Annotated in this window: 20 protein-coding genes; 3 read left to right on the forward strand and 17 right to left on the reverse strand. The window is 44.3% G+C overall.

Going from position 1 to position 19,418, the window contains the following annotated elements:
• Nucleotides 1-70 precede the first annotated feature (70 nt).
• The 3 genes from G573_RS0110530 to G573_RS0110540 all read right to left on the reverse strand — a co-directional run bounded on the left by G573_RS0110530 (nucleotide 71) and on the right by G573_RS0110540 (nucleotide 3,000).
• Complete coding sequence (locus tag G573_RS0110530; protein ID WP_027976696.1) at nucleotides 71-1,300, reverse strand: tetratricopeptide repeat protein; 1,230 nt, start codon at nucleotides 1,298-1,300, stop codon at nucleotides 71-73.
• The gene (locus G573_RS0110535) at nucleotides 1,290-2,459 is read right to left on the reverse strand and encodes an AI-2E family transporter (RefSeq protein WP_027976697.1); all 1,170 of its coding nucleotides are present in this window, start codon (nucleotides 2,457-2,459) and stop codon (nucleotides 1,290-1,292) included. The genes G573_RS0110530 and G573_RS0110535 overlap by 11 nt, the downstream gene beginning before the upstream one ends.
• A 61-nt stretch (nucleotides 2,460-2,520) precedes the next feature.
• Nucleotides 2,521-3,000, reverse strand: coding sequence for an NUDIX hydrolase (locus G573_RS0110540; protein WP_027976698.1), 480 nt, complete (start codon nucleotides 2,998-3,000; stop codon nucleotides 2,521-2,523).
• Nucleotides 3,001-3,083: 83 nt separating this feature from the next.
• On the opposite strand from G573_RS0110540, the gene G573_RS0110545 reads away from it, so the two are divergent.
• From G573_RS0110545 to G573_RS0110555, 3 genes are all read left to right on the forward strand, one after another.
• Nucleotides 3,084-4,106, forward strand: coding sequence for a lactonase family protein (locus tag G573_RS0110545; protein WP_027976699.1), 1,023 nt, complete (start codon nucleotides 3,084-3,086; stop codon nucleotides 4,104-4,106).
• Nucleotides 4,107-4,110: 4 nt separating this feature from the next.
• Entirely contained in the window at nucleotides 4,111-4,926 is an 816-nt protein-coding gene (locus G573_RS0110550) for a sugar phosphate isomerase/epimerase family protein (protein ID WP_027976700.1), read from the forward strand.
• Nucleotides 4,927-4,989: 63 nt separating this feature from the next.
• Nucleotides 4,990-5,184, forward strand: coding sequence for a hypothetical protein (locus G573_RS0110555; RefSeq protein ID WP_027976701.1), 195 nt, complete (start codon nucleotides 4,990-4,992; stop codon nucleotides 5,182-5,184).
• Nucleotides 5,185-5,622: 438 nt separating this feature from the next.
• On the opposite strand, the gene rfbB is transcribed toward G573_RS0110555, so the two are convergent.
• The 14 genes from rfbB to hflX form a co-directional block, all read right to left on the reverse strand.
• Nucleotides 5,623-6,669 (reverse strand): dTDP-glucose 4,6-dehydratase, encoded by a 1,047-nt coding sequence (rfbB, locus tag G573_RS0110560; protein ID WP_027976702.1) that lies wholly within the window; start codon nucleotides 6,667-6,669, stop codon nucleotides 5,623-5,625.
• 146 nt (nucleotides 6,670-6,815) lie between these two features.
• Nucleotides 6,816-7,409 carry a dTDP-4-dehydrorhamnose 3,5-epimerase family protein gene (locus G573_RS0110565; protein WP_027976703.1) on the reverse strand — a complete coding sequence of 198 codons (594 nt, stop codon included), beginning with the start codon at nucleotides 7,407-7,409 and terminating at the stop codon, nucleotides 6,816-6,818.
• A complete protein-coding gene (gene rfbA / locus G573_RS0110570; RefSeq protein ID WP_027976704.1) occupies nucleotides 7,409-8,278 on the reverse strand; it encodes a glucose-1-phosphate thymidylyltransferase RfbA in 870 nt (289 codons plus the stop codon). Before rfbA ends, G573_RS0110565 begins: the two co-directional genes overlap by 1 nt.
• 61 nt (nucleotides 8,279-8,339) lie before the next feature.
• Nucleotides 8,340-9,443 carry an NAD(P)/FAD-dependent oxidoreductase gene (locus G573_RS0110575; protein ID WP_027976705.1) on the reverse strand — a complete coding sequence of 368 codons (1,104 nt, stop codon included), beginning with the start codon at nucleotides 9,441-9,443 and terminating at the stop codon, nucleotides 8,340-8,342.
• Nucleotides 9,444-9,494: 51 nt separating this feature from the next.
• Complete coding sequence (locus tag G573_RS0110580) at nucleotides 9,495-10,283, reverse strand: Nif3-like dinuclear metal center hexameric protein (protein ID WP_027976706.1); 789 nt, start codon at nucleotides 10,281-10,283, stop codon at nucleotides 9,495-9,497.
• Nucleotides 10,261-10,971, reverse strand: coding sequence for a tRNA (adenine(22)-N(1))-methyltransferase (locus G573_RS0110585; RefSeq protein ID WP_027976707.1), 711 nt, complete (start codon nucleotides 10,969-10,971; stop codon nucleotides 10,261-10,263). Before G573_RS0110585 ends, G573_RS0110580 begins: the two co-directional genes overlap by 23 nt.
• On the reverse strand, nucleotides 10,961-11,662 hold the full coding sequence (locus tag G573_RS0110590) for a DnaD domain-containing protein (protein WP_027976708.1): 702 nt from the start codon (nucleotides 11,660-11,662) through the stop codon (nucleotides 10,961-10,963). Before G573_RS0110590 ends, G573_RS0110585 begins: the two co-directional genes overlap by 11 nt.
• 9 nt (nucleotides 11,663-11,671) lie before the next feature.
• The gene (gene metA, locus G573_RS0110595) at nucleotides 11,672-12,616 is read right to left on the reverse strand and encodes a homoserine O-acetyltransferase MetA (RefSeq protein ID WP_027976709.1); all 945 of its coding nucleotides are present in this window, start codon (nucleotides 12,614-12,616) and stop codon (nucleotides 11,672-11,674) included.
• A 113-nt stretch (nucleotides 12,617-12,729) separates the two neighbouring features.
• A complete protein-coding gene (locus G573_RS0110600; protein WP_027976710.1) occupies nucleotides 12,730-13,242 on the reverse strand; it encodes an adenine phosphoribosyltransferase in 513 nt (170 codons plus the stop codon).
• Nucleotides 13,243-13,461: 219 nt separating this feature from the next.
• Nucleotides 13,462-15,672, reverse strand: a complete 2,211-nt coding sequence (recJ, locus tag G573_RS0110605) for a single-stranded-DNA-specific exonuclease RecJ (RefSeq protein WP_027976711.1) — start codon at nucleotides 15,670-15,672, stop codon at nucleotides 13,462-13,464.
• Nucleotides 15,669-16,433, reverse strand: a complete 765-nt coding sequence (locus G573_RS0110610; protein WP_027976712.1) for an SDR family NAD(P)-dependent oxidoreductase — start codon at nucleotides 16,431-16,433, stop codon at nucleotides 15,669-15,671. Before G573_RS0110610 ends, recJ begins: the two co-directional genes overlap by 4 nt.
• Nucleotides 16,430-17,359: a ribonuclease Z gene (gene rnz, locus G573_RS0110615; protein WP_027976713.1), complete on the reverse strand. Its 930-nt coding sequence runs from the start codon at nucleotides 17,357-17,359 to the stop codon at nucleotides 16,430-16,432. The genes G573_RS0110610 and rnz overlap by 4 nt, the downstream gene beginning before the upstream one ends.
• A 37-nt stretch (nucleotides 17,360-17,396) precedes the next feature.
• The gene (locus G573_RS0110620; protein WP_027976714.1) at nucleotides 17,397-18,032 is read right to left on the reverse strand and encodes a hypothetical protein; all 636 of its coding nucleotides are present in this window, start codon (nucleotides 18,030-18,032) and stop codon (nucleotides 17,397-17,399) included.
• Nucleotides 18,019-19,263, reverse strand: a complete 1,245-nt coding sequence (gene hflX, locus G573_RS0110625) for a GTPase HflX (RefSeq protein WP_027976715.1) — start codon at nucleotides 19,261-19,263, stop codon at nucleotides 18,019-18,021. Before hflX ends, G573_RS0110620 begins: the two co-directional genes overlap by 14 nt.
• Between the last annotated feature and the right edge of the window lie 155 nt (nucleotides 19,264-19,418).

The raw sequence follows: 19,418 nt of genomic DNA on the forward strand, positions 1-19,418 counted from the left end.
ATTTTTATTTGTGAATTTTTGAGCGAAATTGTGAAAACTCTTTCAAAAACGGATGTCTTCTTCTGCCTGCTCAGAGCTGAGCCCGCAAATCTGCTATATCGCTGTCATCCGGTACCAGCTGCAAATACTTGTCAGCCAAGGAATTAACCTTTTCTTTATAGCCGAATTCCCGCAGAATATAGATATAGTCCTTGAGAAATTCTGGATTGTCGCCCAGATCGACCGCCAAATCATCGTAAATCCCGAGAGCCTTCTCATCAGCGTCCAAGGCTTGATAGGCTTTAGCGATGTTCCACTTAGTCAGCACATTGTCAATAGATTCATTGTCCAGATTTACCGTTTCCTCAAAGCGCTCTTCTTCCAGATATAAGTTGCTGAGCCGCATGAGGATTTCTTCATCATCCTCAGCAACATCCAAAGCCTTCAGCAGATAATCTTCTGCCGCTTTTTTATCGTGCAGCTCATAAGACAGCTGTGAAGCTAACAGCAGCAGACGGCTGTCAAATTCATTTTTGGACAGACCCTGCTGCAGCACGCGCAAGGCATCTTCTGCTTTGTGTTCAGCATGAAGAGAAAGAGCGTAAACATATTCATAGCCCGCAAAATCAGGATTCATGGTATCTAACTGCTTAAAGTAGAGATTAGCTCTTTGGTATTCTTCTTGATCATAGAGAAGGACAGCCGTTTCAAAAACAGTCTGCTCATCGAATTCAATTTCGACGGCCTTTTCAAAAAACTCAATAGCTGCTTCAAATTTACCTAAACCAGCGTAAGCACGGCCGATTCTTTCATAGGTTGAAACGCCGGTTGCTTCCAGAATTTCCCGATTATCCAGCTGAGCATAATGTTCGACAGCTTCCTGAAAAAGTTCCAAATTCATTTCAATTTCGGCCAGACCAAAAATCACAAGAGGATCTTGGCTGATGCGGCTGGCTTCCAGCATTTTTTCCCTTGCAACATCCGTAAGCCCTTCTGCATCGTATAAGTCAGCTTTAACCAGAAGCGCTGCCAGATAATCGGGGCTCTCAGGAGCAATGGCATCCAGATACATAAACGCCTCGTCAATCTGCCCGTCCTCACTTGCAATCTGAGCCAGATTGATAGCCACTTCAGGGAAATCAGGCTGCAGCTGCAGATAAATTTCTTTAGCCTGCGGGTAAAAACCAATAGACTGCAAATAGTCCGCCAAAGACAGAAGAGCTTCAGCATCATCTTCTCTCAGCGCTCGTTTTAAATATTTTTTAGCATGCGCCAAATCCTGATTGTGAATAGCGGCAATCATTTTTTCACTATTTAACATCTTCTTTACTGACCTCATCTTCTTTTTCATAGAGTCCGCTGACAGGTTTGTACCACTCAAAAATTTCCTTGGCAAGAACTTTCAGGGAAGCATAGACAGGAATGCCTAAGAAAACGCCCCAAACGCCAAACATTGAGCCGGCTGTCAGCAAAATAAACATGATGGTAATGGGATGGATACTGAGTTTGCTGCCCAGAACAAGCGGCGAAACAAAGCGTCCTTCAATTGTTTGTTCAATAACAAAAACCAATATGACCTTCAATACCATAATCGGGCCTTCAACCAGTGCTAAAATTAAAACCGGTATGGTAGCCAAAAAACTGCCCACATAGGGAATCAGATTCAAAAACCCGGCAAAAATCCCAAACGTCACCGCATAACGCAGGCCGATAATGCTGAACATCAGCGAAAACAGAAAGCCAACAATAATGGCTACTGTTACCTGACCTTGAACATAACTTGCCAGCTGACGGCTGACATCACTGAGAACACGGTGGGTCGGCTGACGCATTTTCGTCGGCAGATAAGAGACAAAGGCTTTTTTCATTTTGCTGCTGTCGCGCAAAAGATAAAAAACAATAAAAGGCGAAATCAAAATAGAAACCGTCACACGCGCAATAACCGAAGCAAAATTGCCTGCCCAGGTTACCGCACCCTTAGAAAAGGATTCCGCATAATCGAGAGCCTTTTGGCTGAAATTGGTAACCGTTTCTTCGATCTGCGGGCGAAAACTGGCTAAGATATCATTCTTTAACAGGCCTGAAACTTGCTTATCAACAGACCGAACATAGCTGGGCAGCTGCCTGACAAAAGAAGACAGCTGATCATTGAGCATAGGAAAGATATTAGCAACTCCCCAAACCAGAAGTCCGGCTATTGACACAAAAACAATGCTAATAGCTGTAACCCGGCTGGTACCTCGCTTTTCAATAAAATCAACAATAGGCTTTAAAAGATAATAAAGCAGAGCTGAAATGACCAAGGGAAGCATGATAACAGCCATAAAAGAAAGGACGGGTTTTAAAATAGGACTTATTTTCGTAAAAACAAGAACATTCAAAAAAACCAAAAGCAAAACCAGTAAAACTGTTACGGCTTTATTATTTAAGAACCATTTAAAAAACCAAGTTACATCAAATTTTCTTTGATTATTGTCCATCCGCATCCTCCTAGCAAGTATTCCTTAGCTTATGCCTGCTCTTTGGCTGAGGCTTGTCAAGCTATTTATCATAAAACGTCACTTGTTTGTCAATCAATTTTTTCTGATCATAGGTAAATTTGGCTGAGAAAAAGGGAACATCATCTAAAATCCATTTAAACATTTCGTAATCGCCTTCCCAGGTTGGCTTTTGGAGTACCTGGTCATAAGGAACCCAAGCAAGTGTCCCCTCACGGCTTTCCTCATCCGAAATAAGCTCCCCTTCAAAATCCGTTACCTTAAAAACGTAGGTGTACCAATCGTGGCCCGGTGTAAAGTCGGGAAAGGTAATGACACCTTTGAACTCCATCTTTTTAACCTGCAGATGGGTTTCTTCAAAAATTTCCCGACGCGCACACTCATCGGGACTTTCTCCTTTTTCTATTTTGCCGCCGACACTGATCCACTTGCCCTCATGCACATCATTTTCTTTTTTATTGCGATGCAAGAGCAGCAGTTCACGTCCGTTATCAATATAACAAATCGTTGCTAACTTTGTCATTTCGTAGGTCCTCTCTTTTCTCCTTTATTATTATAACAAAAATTATGCTATAATTTGGACAAGAAACTAAAAGGAAGGCTCAAATGATTGAAAGGGTTTATTTTGGCACTTACACCAAACACACATCAAAGGGTATCTACACTGCTCGTTTCGATACTGAAAAGGGAATCCTATCGGATTTGGAGCTGTTTGCAGCCGCAGAAAATCCGACTTATCTGGCTTTTGATAAGCAAAATCATCTTTTCAGCGTCTCAAAACAAGCTGACAAGGGCGGAGCGGCCAGCTTTACTCAGGACGGTCATCTCATCAGCCGCGTCTTAGAGGCAGGCGCTCCGCTGTGCCACCTCAGTGTTGATGAGCAGCGCCGCTTAGTCTATGGTGCCAATTATCATAAGGGTGAGCTTTTAATCTATAATATCGCTGATGACGGTACACTCAGCCTAGTGAATAAAGTGGTTCATCACGGTTCCGGGATACATCCTAACCAAGCCAGTGCTCACGTCCATTTTGCAGGCCTGACACCTGATAACTGCCTGGTCACGTGTGATTTGGGAACAGATGTTGTAACGGCTTATGCTGTCCGCCCCAACGGTCAGACAGAAAGAATCGGCAATTACCAGGCAGCTCCCGGCGCCGGAGCACGGCACCTTGTCTTCCACCCGCATTTAAAAACTGCCTATCTCATTTGCGAGCTTAACGCCAGCATAGAAGTCCTAACTTACTGCGGTTACGGCCAGTTCACACACCGCCAAACAGTCTCGACACTCCCCAAAGCCTACAGGGGTGAAAATGCCTGTGCTGCTATTCGCATCAGTTCAGATGGCAAATTTGTCTATGCCAGCAACCGCGGACACGACTCCATTGCAGTCTTTAAGGTCACTGATGAGGGTAATTTAGAGAGCCTGCAAATCATCCCAACATCAGGCAGACAGCCGCGTGACTTTAATCTCACACCGGATAACCGTCACCTCATTGTCGGCCATCAAGATTCCGACAATATTACCATTTTTAAACGTGACGGGCAAACAGGACGGCTGACAGAGCTCAGCCATGATTTTAAAGTCCCTGAAGTGGTCTGTGTGGCCTTTAAAAATGAGAAAGAGTGATGATATGGTGCCAAAATTAGGTTTAAAAACCAGCAGTGACCCCGAACAATTAAACAGCCGCCTGATCCATCAGCCAGAGGTGCTGGAATTTTATACTGACCAAGCTGATTTTTCAAAAGACGGACTCAAGCGTCTAGGCGAGGCCATTCAAGAAGTTAAGGAGCGCGCTACAGACAAAATTATTCTCCATCAGCCGATGACTTTCCAAGGTGATTTTCTGGAGATGATTGTACCTAAAGAGCTCTTTCCTAAGACCTTTTATTTCTTGGAAAAATCAACCCATGACCTGCTGCAGCTGGCATTTGACCATCATATTCAGGTTCTGCTTCACGGTTCTTATGAAATGCGAAATCAAGCTTTGATGGCCTATTACGGCAGCTGGGAAGCTGCCAATCAATACCTTTTTGACCAGCTGGACAAGTTTTCAGAGCTGGGCCGAGGTTACATCATGTTTGAAAATTCCATCTCTCCCCTCTTTTACTTTGGCGACCCTGCTTATGACGCTCTGCTATTTGCCAAAAATTACCGGCTGGCCTACGATGTTTCACACGCCTTTATCAAAATGCAGGGCAGCAATCGCAAACTCCTTGCTTCACTGAAAACTTTGAAAGACCATGTTGTCCATTATCATTTAGTGGATTCTATGGGCAAGACACACGACAGCCTGCCTTTGGGGCAAGGAAAAATCAACTGGAAAGCCGTTCTTAAGCTGCTCAATCCAGATGCTACTTCCATCTATGAAATCAATCTTAAAAACATGCTGGATCCTAGCGAGCAGCTGCAAAGCCATGATTTTTTGCTGCAGCTGGCACAAAAATAAGAAAGGGACTTCCAAATTCACGCCTTTTATGGTTTAATAGAGAAAAAGAAATGAGGTAAACCTATGAACCCAACTGAACTGTTTAACCACGTCAAAGAACTGGTTGAAAAACAAGACTTCTCTGCTGCTCAGGATTTCATTGATCAGCACAAAAATGATCTGGGAGATTACTTTGATCAGGCTAAAGCCCTGCTTGACGGCGGCAAGGGTCTTGACGGCCTCGCTGACAAAGTCAAAGGACTTTTCGGCGGAAAATAAAAAGCGAAAACGTGCCAGAATTTGGCACGTTTCAGGTTGTAGACAAATTTCCAAAACTAAATTCTCTCTAAAATTTTATCATAGTATCTCTTTTCATTTTTTATAAGATAATGTAGAAAATGAAAGAAGTCTAACCCGATACTTTCCGATGTAGCAAAAGAGGCAGAAACGTTGAGTTTCTGCCTCTCGGAGATTTTGAGACCTAGGCTCAAAATCTAGGTATGGAATTCCGAAGGAAGTCGCTATCGTCCGTGCTACCTAAGGAAAGTATCATAACAAAATATTACTTTTTGAGAAAATAGACTTTTTCTTCAGTCTGAAACGTGCCAGAATTTGGCACGTTTTTTATGAACTCATACAAAAGCCTTGTTCTGTCTACTAAAAATAGATGCGGCAAGGATTGCTTATGCTGCTTGGCGAAAAACCAAAGCAGCTTTTTTAGTTAATGACTTTCTGAGTTTTAGCGTAGTTAGCTTCAACTGCTTCTTTTTCAGCTTTCCACCAGTCTTCATGCTCAGTGTACCATTTGATGGTATCTTCCAAACCTTCTTCAAAGTTGGTAAATTGCGGCTGCCATCCGAGCTCTTCCCGCAGCTTGGTCGAATCAATAGCGTAACGCAAATCATGGCCCGCACGATCCGTCACATGATCATAAGCATCTTTGGGCTGACCCATTTTTTCAAGGATGAGCTCAAGCACTTCCTTGTTATTCTTTTCACCGTCAGCACCGATGAGGTAGGTCTCACCGATTCGTCCTTTGGTCAAAATAGCCCAGACACCGGTTGAATGGTCGTTGGTGTGAATCCAGTCGCGGACATTCTTCCCATCACCATAGAGTTTCGGTCTAATACCTGACAGGATATTGGTGATTTGGCGCGGGATGAATTTTTCGATGTGCTGATAAGGTCCATAGTTGTTTGAACAGTTGGAAATGGTTGCCTTGACACCAAATGAACGCACCCAAGCCTTGACAATCAGGTCAGAGGCTGCCTTGGTAGATGAGTAAGGTGATGAGGGGTTGTACTTGGTTTCCGGCGTGAATTTTTCACCTTCGCCTTCACCATGACCCGGCAAGTCTTCACGCAGAGGAAGGTCTCCGTAAACTTCGTCAGTAGACACGTGATGGAAACGAATGTCGTACTTACGAGCAGCTTCCAAGAGTGTGTAAGTGCCCACAAAGTTCGTGTAGATAAATGGCGAAGGATCTTTGAGCGAGTTGTCGTTGTGACTTTCTGCCGCGTAGTGAACAATGGCATCCGCTTTAGCAGCTAATTTGTCTACCAATTCGCTATCCGCGATGTCACCGACAACCAGCTCTACACGGTCGCCGAGAATTTCTTCAAGGTTGGCGCGGTTACCGGCGTAAGTGAGTTTGTCAAGGACAGTCACATGAACGTCCGGGTGATTGTTGTAAACGTAGTGAACGAAGTTTGAACCGATGAAACCAGCGCCACCGGTTACGATAATGTTTTTAAATTCAGTCATATTTTCTCCATAAGATACAAAAGGCATGAAGAAACGTAAGAAAGATAGAGCCTCAACAAGATATACCTGTGCACTAGCTTTTCTTCAGCACTTTCAGCCTGTTTTATTTTAAATTTCTTTACATTGGGATCGTTTTGCCAGCTTTTTTACAAATCTTCTGCTTTCAGCGGTTTAACGTCTTTAAGCAGTGGGTGATTTTTATCAGCTTCTGAGACTTCCGCTGCAGCTAAATTCTCCCACTTGATGCCAAGAGCCGGGTCTGCATAGTTGACAAAAGCGTATTTGGGTTTGAGTTCCAAGGCCCAGTAGTCGTTAACCAGATAAGTGTAGGCTACCTTGTCAGATAGGACCTGAAAGCCATTAGCGATGCCGCGGGGAACAAAAATTCCTTTTGAGGCATCAATAACTGTCTGGTAGACATTGCCAAAAGTGTCACCCTCACGCAGGTCAACCCACGACCCAAGAACTCTACCTTCGTCCGCTACTGAGATGTACTTGTCCCAAGGTTCCGCATGGAGGCCGCGCAGAACATTTTTACGGGAGAAAGAGATATTGTTTTGCAGTTTACTCTCAGCAAAGAAAGTCTCTGGAAAACCGAGCGGCAGCATTTTTTCTTTTTGGAAATTTTCTTTGAACCAGCCGCGGCTGTCTCCGTGAACAGGAATGTCAAACTCGATCATCCCGGGAATGGCAGCAATTTTGTGAGCGGCTAATTCTTTTTCAAAAAAGTTTTCAGTCATTAAGCTTCTCCAATCAGACGGAGCAGGTATTGTCCGTATTCGTTTTTCTTAAGGGGCTGAGCCAGTTCGAGCACCTGCTCCTTAGTGATATAACCCATGCGATAGGCGATTTCTTCAAGATTAGCCACCTGCAGATTTTGCATGCGCTGCACGGTTTCGATGTATTGAGCAGCTTCCAGCAGACTTTCATGCGTTCCTGTGTCTAACCAGGCAAACCCGCGCTCCATAACTTCAACAGACAGGTCTCCGCGGTCAAGATAAGCCTTGTTAACATCTGTAATTTCTAATTCGCCGCGAGGACTTGGTTTGATATTTTTAGCAATCTCAATGACATCATTGTCATAGAAATAAAGACCTGTAACAGCATAGTGCGATTTAGGCTTTTCAGGCTTTTCTTCAATAGAAATGGCATTCATCTTGTCGTCGAATTCAACCACCCCAAAGCGCTCCGGATCCTTGACCTGATAGCCAAAGACAGTCGCACCTTTTTCCTTGCTGGCAGCCTTTTGCAGCATGCGGCTGAGACCCGGACCGTAATAAATATTATCTCCTAAAATAAGGGCTACGTTATCATCACCGATAAATTCTTCACCAATGATAAAGGCCTGCGCAAGTCCGTCCGGACTTGGCTGTTCAGCATATGACAGGTTAATGCCAAATTCTGAACCATCCTGAAGCAGTTCCTTAAAACGCGGCAGATCCTGAGGCGTTGAAATGATCAAAATGTCTTTGATTCCCGCCAGCATCAGAGTTGAAAGCGGATAGTAAATCATTGGTTTATCATAAACCGGCATAAGTTGTTTTGAAGCAGCGCGAGTCAGTGGATACAGGCGTGTTCCAGAACCCCCTGCAAGAATAATACCCTTCATTCTAGGTCTCCTCTTTATAATTAGTCATCTTACATTTTATCACTTTTTGTTAGTGGTGTCACTAACTACCCTTAATCACATAGTTGCAGAGACTGTAATCACCGGCCGGCAAGTCTAAAGGCTTACCAGTCAGCATTTTTACCAGCTGATTGGCTATGAGAGGTCCTGCTGTCAGACCGGAAGACCCCAGACCGCTTGCCGCATAGACAGCTGGCAGCTCGGACACTTCTCCAAAAAATGGCGAAAAATCACTGGTGTAAGCACGTATACCTACACGGGCGCTTGCTGAAACCGCATCTTTTAATTTTGGAAAATAAAGCTGCGCTTCTTTTTCTAACCCATCTAAACGCTCATGGTCAATGCTTAAATCAAATCCCTGATCATTTTCATGAGTAGCACCTATACTGACCTTGCCTCCGGCAAAGGGAATAATATCCAGCTCACCTTCCGGCATAATCACCGGATAGTGCCCTGTTTTTAAATCCTTAAAAAAGAAATCTCTCAGCTGCCCCTTTTGCGGCCTGACATCGACTTTATAACCCAGCGGCTCCAGTATTTGAGGCAGCCAGGCGCCGCAGGCAAGCAAAACGGCGTCAAAAGTCCGGCCGGAAACATCGTAACAGCCATCAGTTTTGACTGTTAAGACAGCTTCTTCGCGGACCAGCTCAGCCTGACTGGCAGCAAGAAGCGTCTGTGTCAGTTTCGCACCATCAACACGGGCCGCTCCGGAAGCATAGAGCAGATTGTCAAAGCCGCTCAAATCAGCCAAGTCTCCATCAAGGTCCGTTCGCTTTTGCAGCTGCAGCTGTCCAATCAAGGCAGACTCTTTTTGCCGCTCTTTTCCTATATGATAGAGTTCCTCTAGCTTATCTTCATTTTTCTTTAGCAGGAAGACGCCTGCCTGATCATAAAAATCAGCCTCATAACCGTCTGCTTGCAGATCAGCCACTAAGGTCTGATAAAAATCCGCACCCAGACCCGCCAAACGGTACCAAGCCTTGTTGCGGCGCTTAGAAAACCAAGGACAGATGATGCCTGCAGCAGCCTTGGTAGCTTGGCCGTCACCTTGGTCAAATACAGTCACCGAAAGGTCCTTTTCTTTAGACAGGTAGTAGGCAGCTGTTGAACCTACAATCCCTGCGCCGATAACAGCAACTTTTCTCATCAAAATGTCCTCATTACTTAGCTTTACTCCAGATTTATTGTGAATATCATCTTACAAATGATAGAAAGGATTGGTATTGGCCTGACTTGTCAAAATCTCAATATCCCAGTCATTTTCAGACTTCCACGCTTCAAATTTGGCAGCCAGTTTGTCAGCAAAAAGCACCTCAATATGATGGCCGGGATCCAAGGCTAAAAGGCCGTTTGTCAGCATTTCCTGAGCTGTATGATAATAGATATCTCCAGTGATATAGACCTGAGCCCCCTTAGCCAGCGCGTCAGGATAAAAGCTCTGAGCACTGCCGCCGCAAATGGCTAAGCGCGAAATAACAGGATTGTCCTCAGCGTAAGATACCAGACGAATGCTGTCCAAGTGAAAAATCGTTTTGACTTTCATGGCCAAATCTTCAAACCTAATCGGTGCAATGTCTCCGACACGTCCAATACCATGGCCGTCCTTGCTGGGACTTAAAATATCGCGATTAGTAACTTCCAGCAAATCACAAAACCAGTCATTAAGCCCATCAGGAACAATATCAATATTGGTATGACTGACGTAGACGGCAATGTCATGCTTGATTAAATCAATATAAAGCTGATTTTGCGCAGTCGCTGTCAAATCTTTTAAGGGCCGAAAGATTGGGGCGTGCTTGACAATGAGCAGATCCACTTTATGTTCAATAGCTTCAGCGACCGTTGCTTCACGCACATCAAGAGCCAGCATGATACGGCTGACGTCTTTATCCAAAGTCCCGATTTGAAGACCTGATATATCTCCTTCAAGAGACAGATCCTGCGGACAGTAAGCCTCATAGCGTTCAATAATTTGCCGTGCTTTCATCAAGCACCTCCTTAATCTGAGTTATTTTGGTCTTTAGGACCAGCCGGTCCTCTTCATTTTTCTCCGGAATCTTCATCAAGGCCTGTTCTAATTTAGACAGCTCTTTTTGCCACCTTGCTTTAAAAACTGCTGACAGTTCCTGACGCAAGAAAGGGCCAAAGCGCAAATCTACAGCTGACAGATTCATCTGACCCTGCTCAGCTACTATTATTTCATAGTATTTCTGTTTATCGGTCACTATCTTTTCAGCCGTGATAGCAAAACCATTGGTCATCAGCCAAAGGCGCAGGTCATCTTCGCAATTATTAGGCTGCAGAATGAGCTGCTTTACCAAAGACAGCTTAGCCTTGCCTGCTTCTAAAATATCTGCCATCAGCCGGCCGCCCATGCCGCAAATCGTAATCACATCAATTTTATCTGCTGCCGTAAAAGCCGCTAAGCCATCTGCCAGACGGACATCCAAGTGATCCGATAAACCAGCTTGATCCACATTTTCTAAAGCTGAACTGTAAGGACCTTTGGCCACCTCACCAGCTATGGCATAATCAATATGCCCATTTTCCAGCAGATAAAGCGGCAGATAGGCATGATCGCTCCCAACATCAAGAAGCCTTGCACCTTTAGGTACAAAGCTCGCAATTTCCTGTAAACGCTCAGAAAGGCTGATACCCTTCTTATTATCTCGCATCCGAATCACTCCATAAATTCATGGCAGACAGAAAATCGTCCGAAACTGTCACATTAGCCGGATTAGCTTCTTCACGCTCCTGCCGTCTTTCTTCAACCTGACGCAGGGTCGTAATGCCTTCCCGGCGCCAGTTTCTCAAAATAGCCTGAATGTAATTCCAATTGGTCTTGCCATTGAAAACAGCTTCCCGCAGAGCTGCACGAACAAGATCCGGATCGGTCTTGTCATCAGCAACAGTCTTTTGCAAATCTTCCAGCTCAAAGGGGCTGAGCAGCCGTCCCAGTTCTCTTTCAAAATCTTCGACCAAATCTTTAAGAGCATTGCTGCCATCGGCTTCCGAATCTGATTGACCTTTGCCCTGTTTGGGCTGCTCCAGCAGATCATCCAATTTTTTAAGAGCCAGAGTGGCATCAAAAATTACTTCGCTCTCACCGTCCAGCTCAATGGTCTTCATGGCTAAGAGTTCCTGACTGATCAAATTTGAAACGCAGCGATTGACCTCGGCTACGGTCTTGCCGACTGCCGCAGCAATTTGACTGGTAGCAATCTCTTCCATCTTTGTTGTATTTTGCAGATAGAAAAACTGCCAGACCAAAAAGTCATCAGTACTGCTGAAAATATCTTTGTAATGAAAAAGCAAGGCACTCGGCAAAACCAAGTTCCCTGATTTATACTGTTGCAAAAAGCTCATAGGACCTCCTTACAGATAGCCATAAAATGAAACATCATTTTCTAACTCCTCCAAGCGATAAGGAGTTTCTTGATAGACTGCATAGTTAATCCAATTACTGAAAAAAGTTGCGGCTGCAAGGTTCCAGCGCATTTCAGGATAAGATGCTGGGTCATCATTTCGATAATAGTTTCTTGGAATCTTAGGATTTTTACCGACCTTAAGGTCGCGTTTGTACTCATTGCCCAAGGTTTCCCGGTCATATTCCAGATGGCCGAAACTATAAATCTCCCGCATATCACGGCTTGATAAAATGGAAAGCCCTACCTCATCACCGCTGGCAATTACTTCAAGATTGGTCTTATTGACAACATCTTTTAAGAGAACTTCCGTATGACGCGAATGAGGAGCAAGGAAACAATCATCAAAACCTCTCATCAAGGGACTATATGGCTTTTCTACCTGCTGCCAGTAAATACCTGATAGCTTGTCGCCCATATCAGCCTTATCAATACCATAGCGATAATAAAGTCCGGCCTGGGCTCCCCAGCAAAGATGCAGAGTTGAATAGACATGGGTCTTAGACCATTGAAAAACCTGACAAAGCTCTTCCCAATAGTCAACTTCTTCAAAAGGTATCGTCTCCACAGGTGCCCCCGTAATAATCAAGCCATCGTAAAAATGCCCTCTAATATCTTCTAAGGTCTTGTAAAAAGTCTTCATATGCTCAGCCTGAGTATTTTTCGAATGATGGCTGGCCATATATAAAAAGTCAACATTCATCTGCAAAGGCGTATTGGCCAAAAGACGCAGCAGCTGAGTTTCCGTTGCGACTTTTGTCGGCATCAGATTCAAAATCAGAATGCTCATTGGCCGTATGTCTTGATGAATTGCCCTTTTATTATCCATGACGAAGATATTTTCAGACTTTAGAATATCCACCGCAGGTAATTTTTTATCAAGAGTAATTGGCATGAAAACATCTCCATTTCTACATAATATCTATTTTAATATTATAAAGCAGGGAGATATAGTTTTCAAATATATAATTTCTCTAGTTAGATATAGCAAACAACTATAAGATATCCTTAGTAGTGGATAAGCACTTTATAATCGTAATCGCCGATAGCCTTGCGCCCTTCAAGCTCATCAAGCTCAATCAGAAATGCACAGCCGGCTACGACTCCTCCCAATTTTTCGATCATTTCAATCGTTGCTTTAACAGTTCCGCCGGTTGCCAAAAGATCATCAACGATCAGCACGCGCTGGCCGGGTTTGATGGCATCGGCATGCATGGTCAGCGTATCAATACCATATTCTTTTTCATAATTCGCTTCAATTACCTTGCGCGGAAGTTTCCCGGGCTTACGGACCGGCGCAAAACCTACTCCCAGCTCATAGGCAACCGGACAGCCGACAATAAAGCCGCGTGCTTCAGGTCCTACGATCATATCAATCTTTTTGTCTGTTGCATATTGAACAATTTCACGAACAGCATAGCTATAAGCATTTCCGTTGGCCATCAAGGGGCTGATATCGCGAAAAAGGATCCCTTCTTCCGGGTAATCTTCAATAGTTGCAATGTAATCTTTTAAATCCATTTCCTTACTTTCTAGGGCAATCTGCCAAAAAATCATTTACTCTTTATTATAACACATTAGCTATAAAAATAGAAATAAGCATCTTCCCTCTAAAAAACAGAAAAAACTCTCCTCATGGCTTTTAGTGAATGGTGTTTTTTCACTGTCCGCTGTGAGGAGAGTCTGTCACTTTCGTCTTAGACTTATCCTGAAACTATAAGGTCAGGTTAAAGGCAAGGCTTAGTCTTCCTGCCCCGACGTCAGATAATCATAAATTTCCTGCGGTGTGCCCAGGGCCATCAGCTCCTGAAATTTTACAAGCCGCTTTAAGTCCTGATAGATGCGGCTTTCAGCAATGTCCCGTTTATCGGCTTCTTTATTGACGGTCATAATACCGTCCTTGATAGTGACAAAATCCAGTTCATCAAAAATCTGAATCATCTTGACAAGGAGAATTTCAGGAATATTGAGGTAGCGGCTCAGCTCTTTCAGCTTGTAGCGGACATCAAATTCAGGATACTGGTAGATCGTCTTATAGAGCTTTGAAAACTGCTCTCGCGTTCCATAGCCGGTCAGATAATAGCGGTGCTTAATATTATTTTTGAAGTAAATTGCTTCAAAATGGCGATCGGCAAAAAGTTCCAGCAGCTCTGTTTCATTTTCAGGGACTTCCAGCAGGACCACAGCCTTACTAGCTGTTTTATCATCTAAAATCGGCACAGCTTGAGGCAGGGCGCTGCTGCGCGAGCGAATGTCCACCAGCTGAATACCTTCAATCCGAGCATCTACCAGCATGAGCTGAAGGCTGGTGTTGCCATTCCACTGATTGACCGACAAGGTCACAGCCAATTCCAGATTTTGAGCCTGCTGAAATTCCTGAACCAAGGCTCCCTGGTTAAAAGCAATCAGGTCAAACTCAGCAGCTTCCTGAGCCAGACGAAGCTTAAGATGAGTACCAGCTTGCCCCATTGTTCTGGCCTGCTTCACCTTAAAATCCTTTACCAGAAAAACCGGTTTGGCATTATCCATTCCAAAGGGCGCCAGTTTTTCCAAACCTTTAACTGTTTCAAGACTCAGCTGCGGCAAAGAAAGCTCGGCATCAATCGTCAGCAGGTTCTTTTGTGATAAATCAATGTGGTGCTCTTTAATATAGGACACGAGGACTTGTTCAAGTTGTTCCAGTTTGTCAGCTTCTAGGGTCATCCCCGCCGCACCGCTGTGCCCGCCAAAGGCCATAAACAAATCCCTGTGTTCATTTAAAGCCGCAAAAATATTAACCGCATCGAGACTGCGGGCGCTTCCTTTGGCCAAGCCGTTCTCAATATTAAGAACGATTACCGGCTGGCTGATTTCTTCCATGATACGTCCTGCGACAATACCCAAAACACCGGCATGCCAGCCTTCTTTGGCCAGAACCTGAGCGGGTTTTGTTTTGTCCACCATGGCCATGGCTTCATCAAAAATTGTCTGAACGATAGCCTTGCGTTCCTCATTTTTTTCATTAATCATGACCGCGATTGCTCGGGCTTCATCTTCATCAAAACCAGTCAGCAGCTCTACAGCAGGATTGGGATCGTCCAAGCGGCCTAGAGCATTGAGCTGCGGAGCCACTTTAAAGCCAATGGTCTCCTCGCTGATGCTGTCTGCCTGAACACCTGAGAGATCCAGCAATTCCTGCAGACCGATACGCTCTGTCTGCTTAAGCATTTCCAAGCCGTATTTGACTATGACACGGTTTTCATCCGTCAGAGAAACCATATCAGCAATCGTTCCAATAGCTACCAAATCCAGCATTTCTACAGGAATGGACTCTAAAAGAGCGCAGGCCAGTTTGAAAGCAACGCCGCAGCCTGCCAAATAGTGAAAAGGATAGGCTGCATCCGGATGTTCCGGGTGAATGATGGCATAGGCATCCGGCAGCTCCTCAGGCATGCTGTGGTGATCTGTAACAATGACATCGACTCCCTGCTTTTGCGCATAGGCAATCGCTTCGCTGCCGGCAACGCCATTGTCTACCGTAATAATCAGCGAAATCCCCTGCTGCTCAATAAAATATTTGTAGACACTTTGATTAGGCCCATAGCCATCGGTGAAACGGTTGGGAAGGTACACTTCAGACCGGGCTCCCATCATCTCCAGCGCCTCCTTGACAATAGAACTGGATGTCATACCGTCAGCATCATAATCGCCGTAAATTAAAATAGCTTCATCAGCTTCGATAGCTCGGCGAATTCGCTCAACCGCTTTGTCCATATCATTTAACAGATAAGGGTCGTGAAGCTGTGACAAATCCGGGTGCAAAAACTTCTCAATAGCATCCGCTTCTTTCAAGCCGCGTCCGTAGAGAATTTGAGCAGCTGTCAGATTGAGTTTTTCTTTTTTTATCAGCTCAAAAAAGCCATCATCTGGCTTTTCTTGCTTTATTTTCCAATCAAATTTGGAGGTGATCATTTGTAATTAAATACCTTTCTGGCTAGAAAATCCGATAATCTTGGAAAAAGGGTATAGGCCTTGTGTGCTGCCTTCAAGGTCCAAGGCAGGCTGAGTTCTCGTTTGTTTTGTCCCAACAGGGCAATTATCTTTTTAGCCACATCGCTCGGCTGCAGGGTAAATTCTTCAACACTTTTCAAATAAGTACCGCTGGGATCGGCCTGATCAAAAAATTTCGTCGCAATCGGTCCGGGATTGACAGTGGTCACATAGACGCCCTTGTCTGCCAGCTCCAAGCGCAGGGCATTGGAAAAACCGATAACGGCAAATTTAGTGGCTGAGTAAATCGTTGACTTGCTCGTCGCAATCAGTCCCGCCATGCTGGCGATATTAACAATATGGCCTGAACCTGCCTCAGCCATTTTCTGACCGACAAAGCGTGAAAAATTGATGGTCGCTAACGTATTGACATCAAACATTTCTCGAATGTCACTATTTGAAAATTGATCAAAATCCTTGAACTCACCAAAACCGGCATTGTTGATAAAAATATCAATGCGTCCGAACTCTTGATAAATCGTATCAACCATAGCCTTTACAGCCTCATCATCTGTAATATCGACTGAAAAACAGCTCACTGGTCTGCGATGAGCATACATAGTTTCCAATTTTTCCTTGCTCCGGCCGAGCAATACAAGTCTGTCTGTCTGAGGAAGACGCTTAATCACTTCCTCAGCAATTCCACCTGACGCTCCGGTGATAACAATAATACGTTCTTTCATAGTTTTACTTCTTCTAAGTCCCTGACAACGTGGACATCTTCAAAAATTTCCTGAGCATCGCTTCTCATCTTGCTGATATCCCTCGACAGAAAACGAGCGCTGATGTGATTGAGCAGCAGTTTCTTGGCCGAAGCAGCTTTTGCCACCTTGGCTGCTTCCATATTGGTTGAGTGCCCGTGACGCTTGGCTAATTTTTCATCACCCTTGCCATAGGTCGACTCATGGACCAAGACATCTGCACCCAAACCCAGACGAATACTGGCATCCGTTTTGCGGGTATCTCCCAAAATTGTGATGACTTTCCCCTTTTTGGGAGCTGAAACATAATCTTTGGCAATAATCTTTGTTCCGTCTTCCAGAACAACATCCTGACCGTTTTTGATTTTGCCAAAAAGCGGACCAAAGGGAACACCGGCAGCAGTCAGCTTTTCAGCATCGAGCGTGCCTTCCAAATCTTTTTGCACGACGCGGTAACCCACACAAAAAATCGTGTGGTCTAACTTTTCGGCATAGACTGTAAATTTATCGGTTTCAAGAATCTTACCCAGATGCTTCTCGTTAAACTCATGAAAATGAATGCGATAAGGCAGACGGGCACCCGAAGCCCGCAAGCTGCTCATTATCAGCCCTTTGATCCCGACAGGGCCGTAAATATCAACATCTGTCTGCTCTTCATTGGCCTGAAAGGCACGGCTTGCTAAAAAACCCGGCAGACCAAACACATGGTCGCCATGCAGGTGGGTGATAAAAATCTTTCTAATTTTACGCGGTTTGATTGTTGTTTCCAAAATTTGGCGCTGCGTTCCTTCGCCGCAGTCAAACATCCAAATTTCATTGATTTCATCTAAAAGTTTTAAAACGAGGCTTGATACATTTCTGGCCTTAGCCGGCTGACCGGCGCCAGTTCCTAAAAATTGAATTTCCATACTGACTATACTTTCTGTTTATACTTTTCTATACTGGTTAATCTTCAATAATATAAAGCACAGCCTGATGCTGAGCATAGCTGTAATATCGCTGGCCTTGGTAGGCCTTAGCCACTTCCATGATTTCTTCCTGATTGAAACTTGAAATCTTAACGGAACCATCTTTTAGTTTCCGGATATCAGTCAGAAGGGCTGACTTATTTTCGACTGTCTCACTCTCACTTTCTTCAACTGCTAAGGGTTTCATTTTTATCATCTGACCGTCCACAAAAACCTTATACTGGGGAAAAATCTGAGCCAGCTCAAACAAAAGCCCATCTGTAACCGGCTCGTCCTGCTCGCTGAAAACCTGAGCAACTTCCTCGTCATTTTCATAGGCAAAACCGTAGGATTTCCCGGACAAATTAAGGCGGACAAAAGGTTTTTGCTCGTCAAAGGAAGGCTGATCAGTCAGCAGATGCAGCTGCTGACTTAAATCGAAATAATAGTCTGTTGCTGCTTGAGGCGATTGCTTTTGATAAATTTCAGCAAAATAGGCGTTGATAACACTCGGCGGCGGTGTGATAAAGGCCAGTTTATCTGCATCAGACAGAGACGCCAGTTTGTTTTTTAAATAAACCTTATCTAAGCTGGTAAAACCGCCATATTTAAGAGCTAACTCAAGATAGTTCAACATAAAATGCTTCCAGCCTCCACTTGTTTTTTTCTGCAATGTAACCCTTAATCTCTTTACCATCCTCAACATCATAGGAATCAAGCAGAGCTATGCGGCTCAAATCATAGAGTTTATAGGCATTTTCAGCAGTTATCTTAAGAGTGAAAGGCACAAACATACTCTTTAATTTCTCCACAATAGCCTGACGTAAAATTGAGGCTCCTTCCTGAGATTTAGCCGAAAGACTGACATAAGGATACTGACTGGCCGTAAAATTTTTAACCTTGTCCATCTTATTGTAAACTACTAAACGCGGAATAGCTGACATCCCAAGATCAGACAGGATATTTAGAACAACGCGTTCATGGTTCTCATGATTAGGATCACTGGCATCAACAATATGCAGCAGCAAATCAACCTGACGGCTCTCTTCCAACGTTGATTTAAAAGCGGCGACAAGTTCGGTCGGTAAATCCTGAATAAAGCCGACAGTATCTGTCAGAGTTGCCTGAAAACGATCAAGCAGATAAATTTGCTTGGTCGTTGCATCGAGTGTTGCAAAGAGTTCGTTGGCCTCATACTGGCTCTTCTCAGTTAAAATGTTCATGATTGTTGACTTGCCGGCATTCGTGTAGCCAATCAAGCCAATCTTAAACGTCTCTGAATCCAGCCGCTTCTCACGAACAGTTTCCCGATTTTTAGCCACAGCTTTGAGCTGTTTTTCAACATCGGCAATTTGTTTGCGAATGCTGCGGCGATTAAGCTCCAGCTGACTTTCACCCGGACCGCGGCTGCCGATTCCCCCAGCCTGACGGCTAAGCATAACTCCCTGTCCGACAAGACGCGGCAGCATATATTTGAGCTGGGCCAGGTGAACCTGAAGCTTTCCTTCGTGACTTCTGGCCCGCAGGGCAAAGATATCCAAAATCAGCTGCATCCGGTCAATTACCTTAAGACCCAATTCAGCCTCTAAATAAGTGTTTTGACGAGGTGTCAGCTGATTATTGACAATCACGGTATCAACAGCCTCAGCTTCAATGAACTGCTTGATTTCCCGTAATTTTCCTGATCCGATAAAACTCTTGCTGTCGCAGCGTTCTCTTTTTTGAGAAAAGGAATGGATGACCTCGGCTCCTGCTGTCTGTGCGAGACTGGCTAGTTCTTCCATGGACATTTCAAAATTCTCACTATCCGGCAGGTCCACACCGACAAGAATAACACGCTCTTGTTTTTGACTGGTTTCAATCATTCATTCCTGCCCCTCGCTTTCATCCGTTTTGAAGTCTTTTCTATGCCATTTAGACTAGTAATTTTAAACATTATTATATCACAGCTGCCTGAAAAAGTCAGACAATTTCTCTATTCTTTATAGGCTCTTAACGAATGTAAAACACATTTAAAATA

It is taken from the genome of Streptococcus devriesei DSM 19639 (assembly GCF_000423725.1).
GTDB classification, from domain to species: domain Bacteria; phylum Bacillota; class Bacilli; order Lactobacillales; family Streptococcaceae; genus Streptococcus; species Streptococcus devriesei.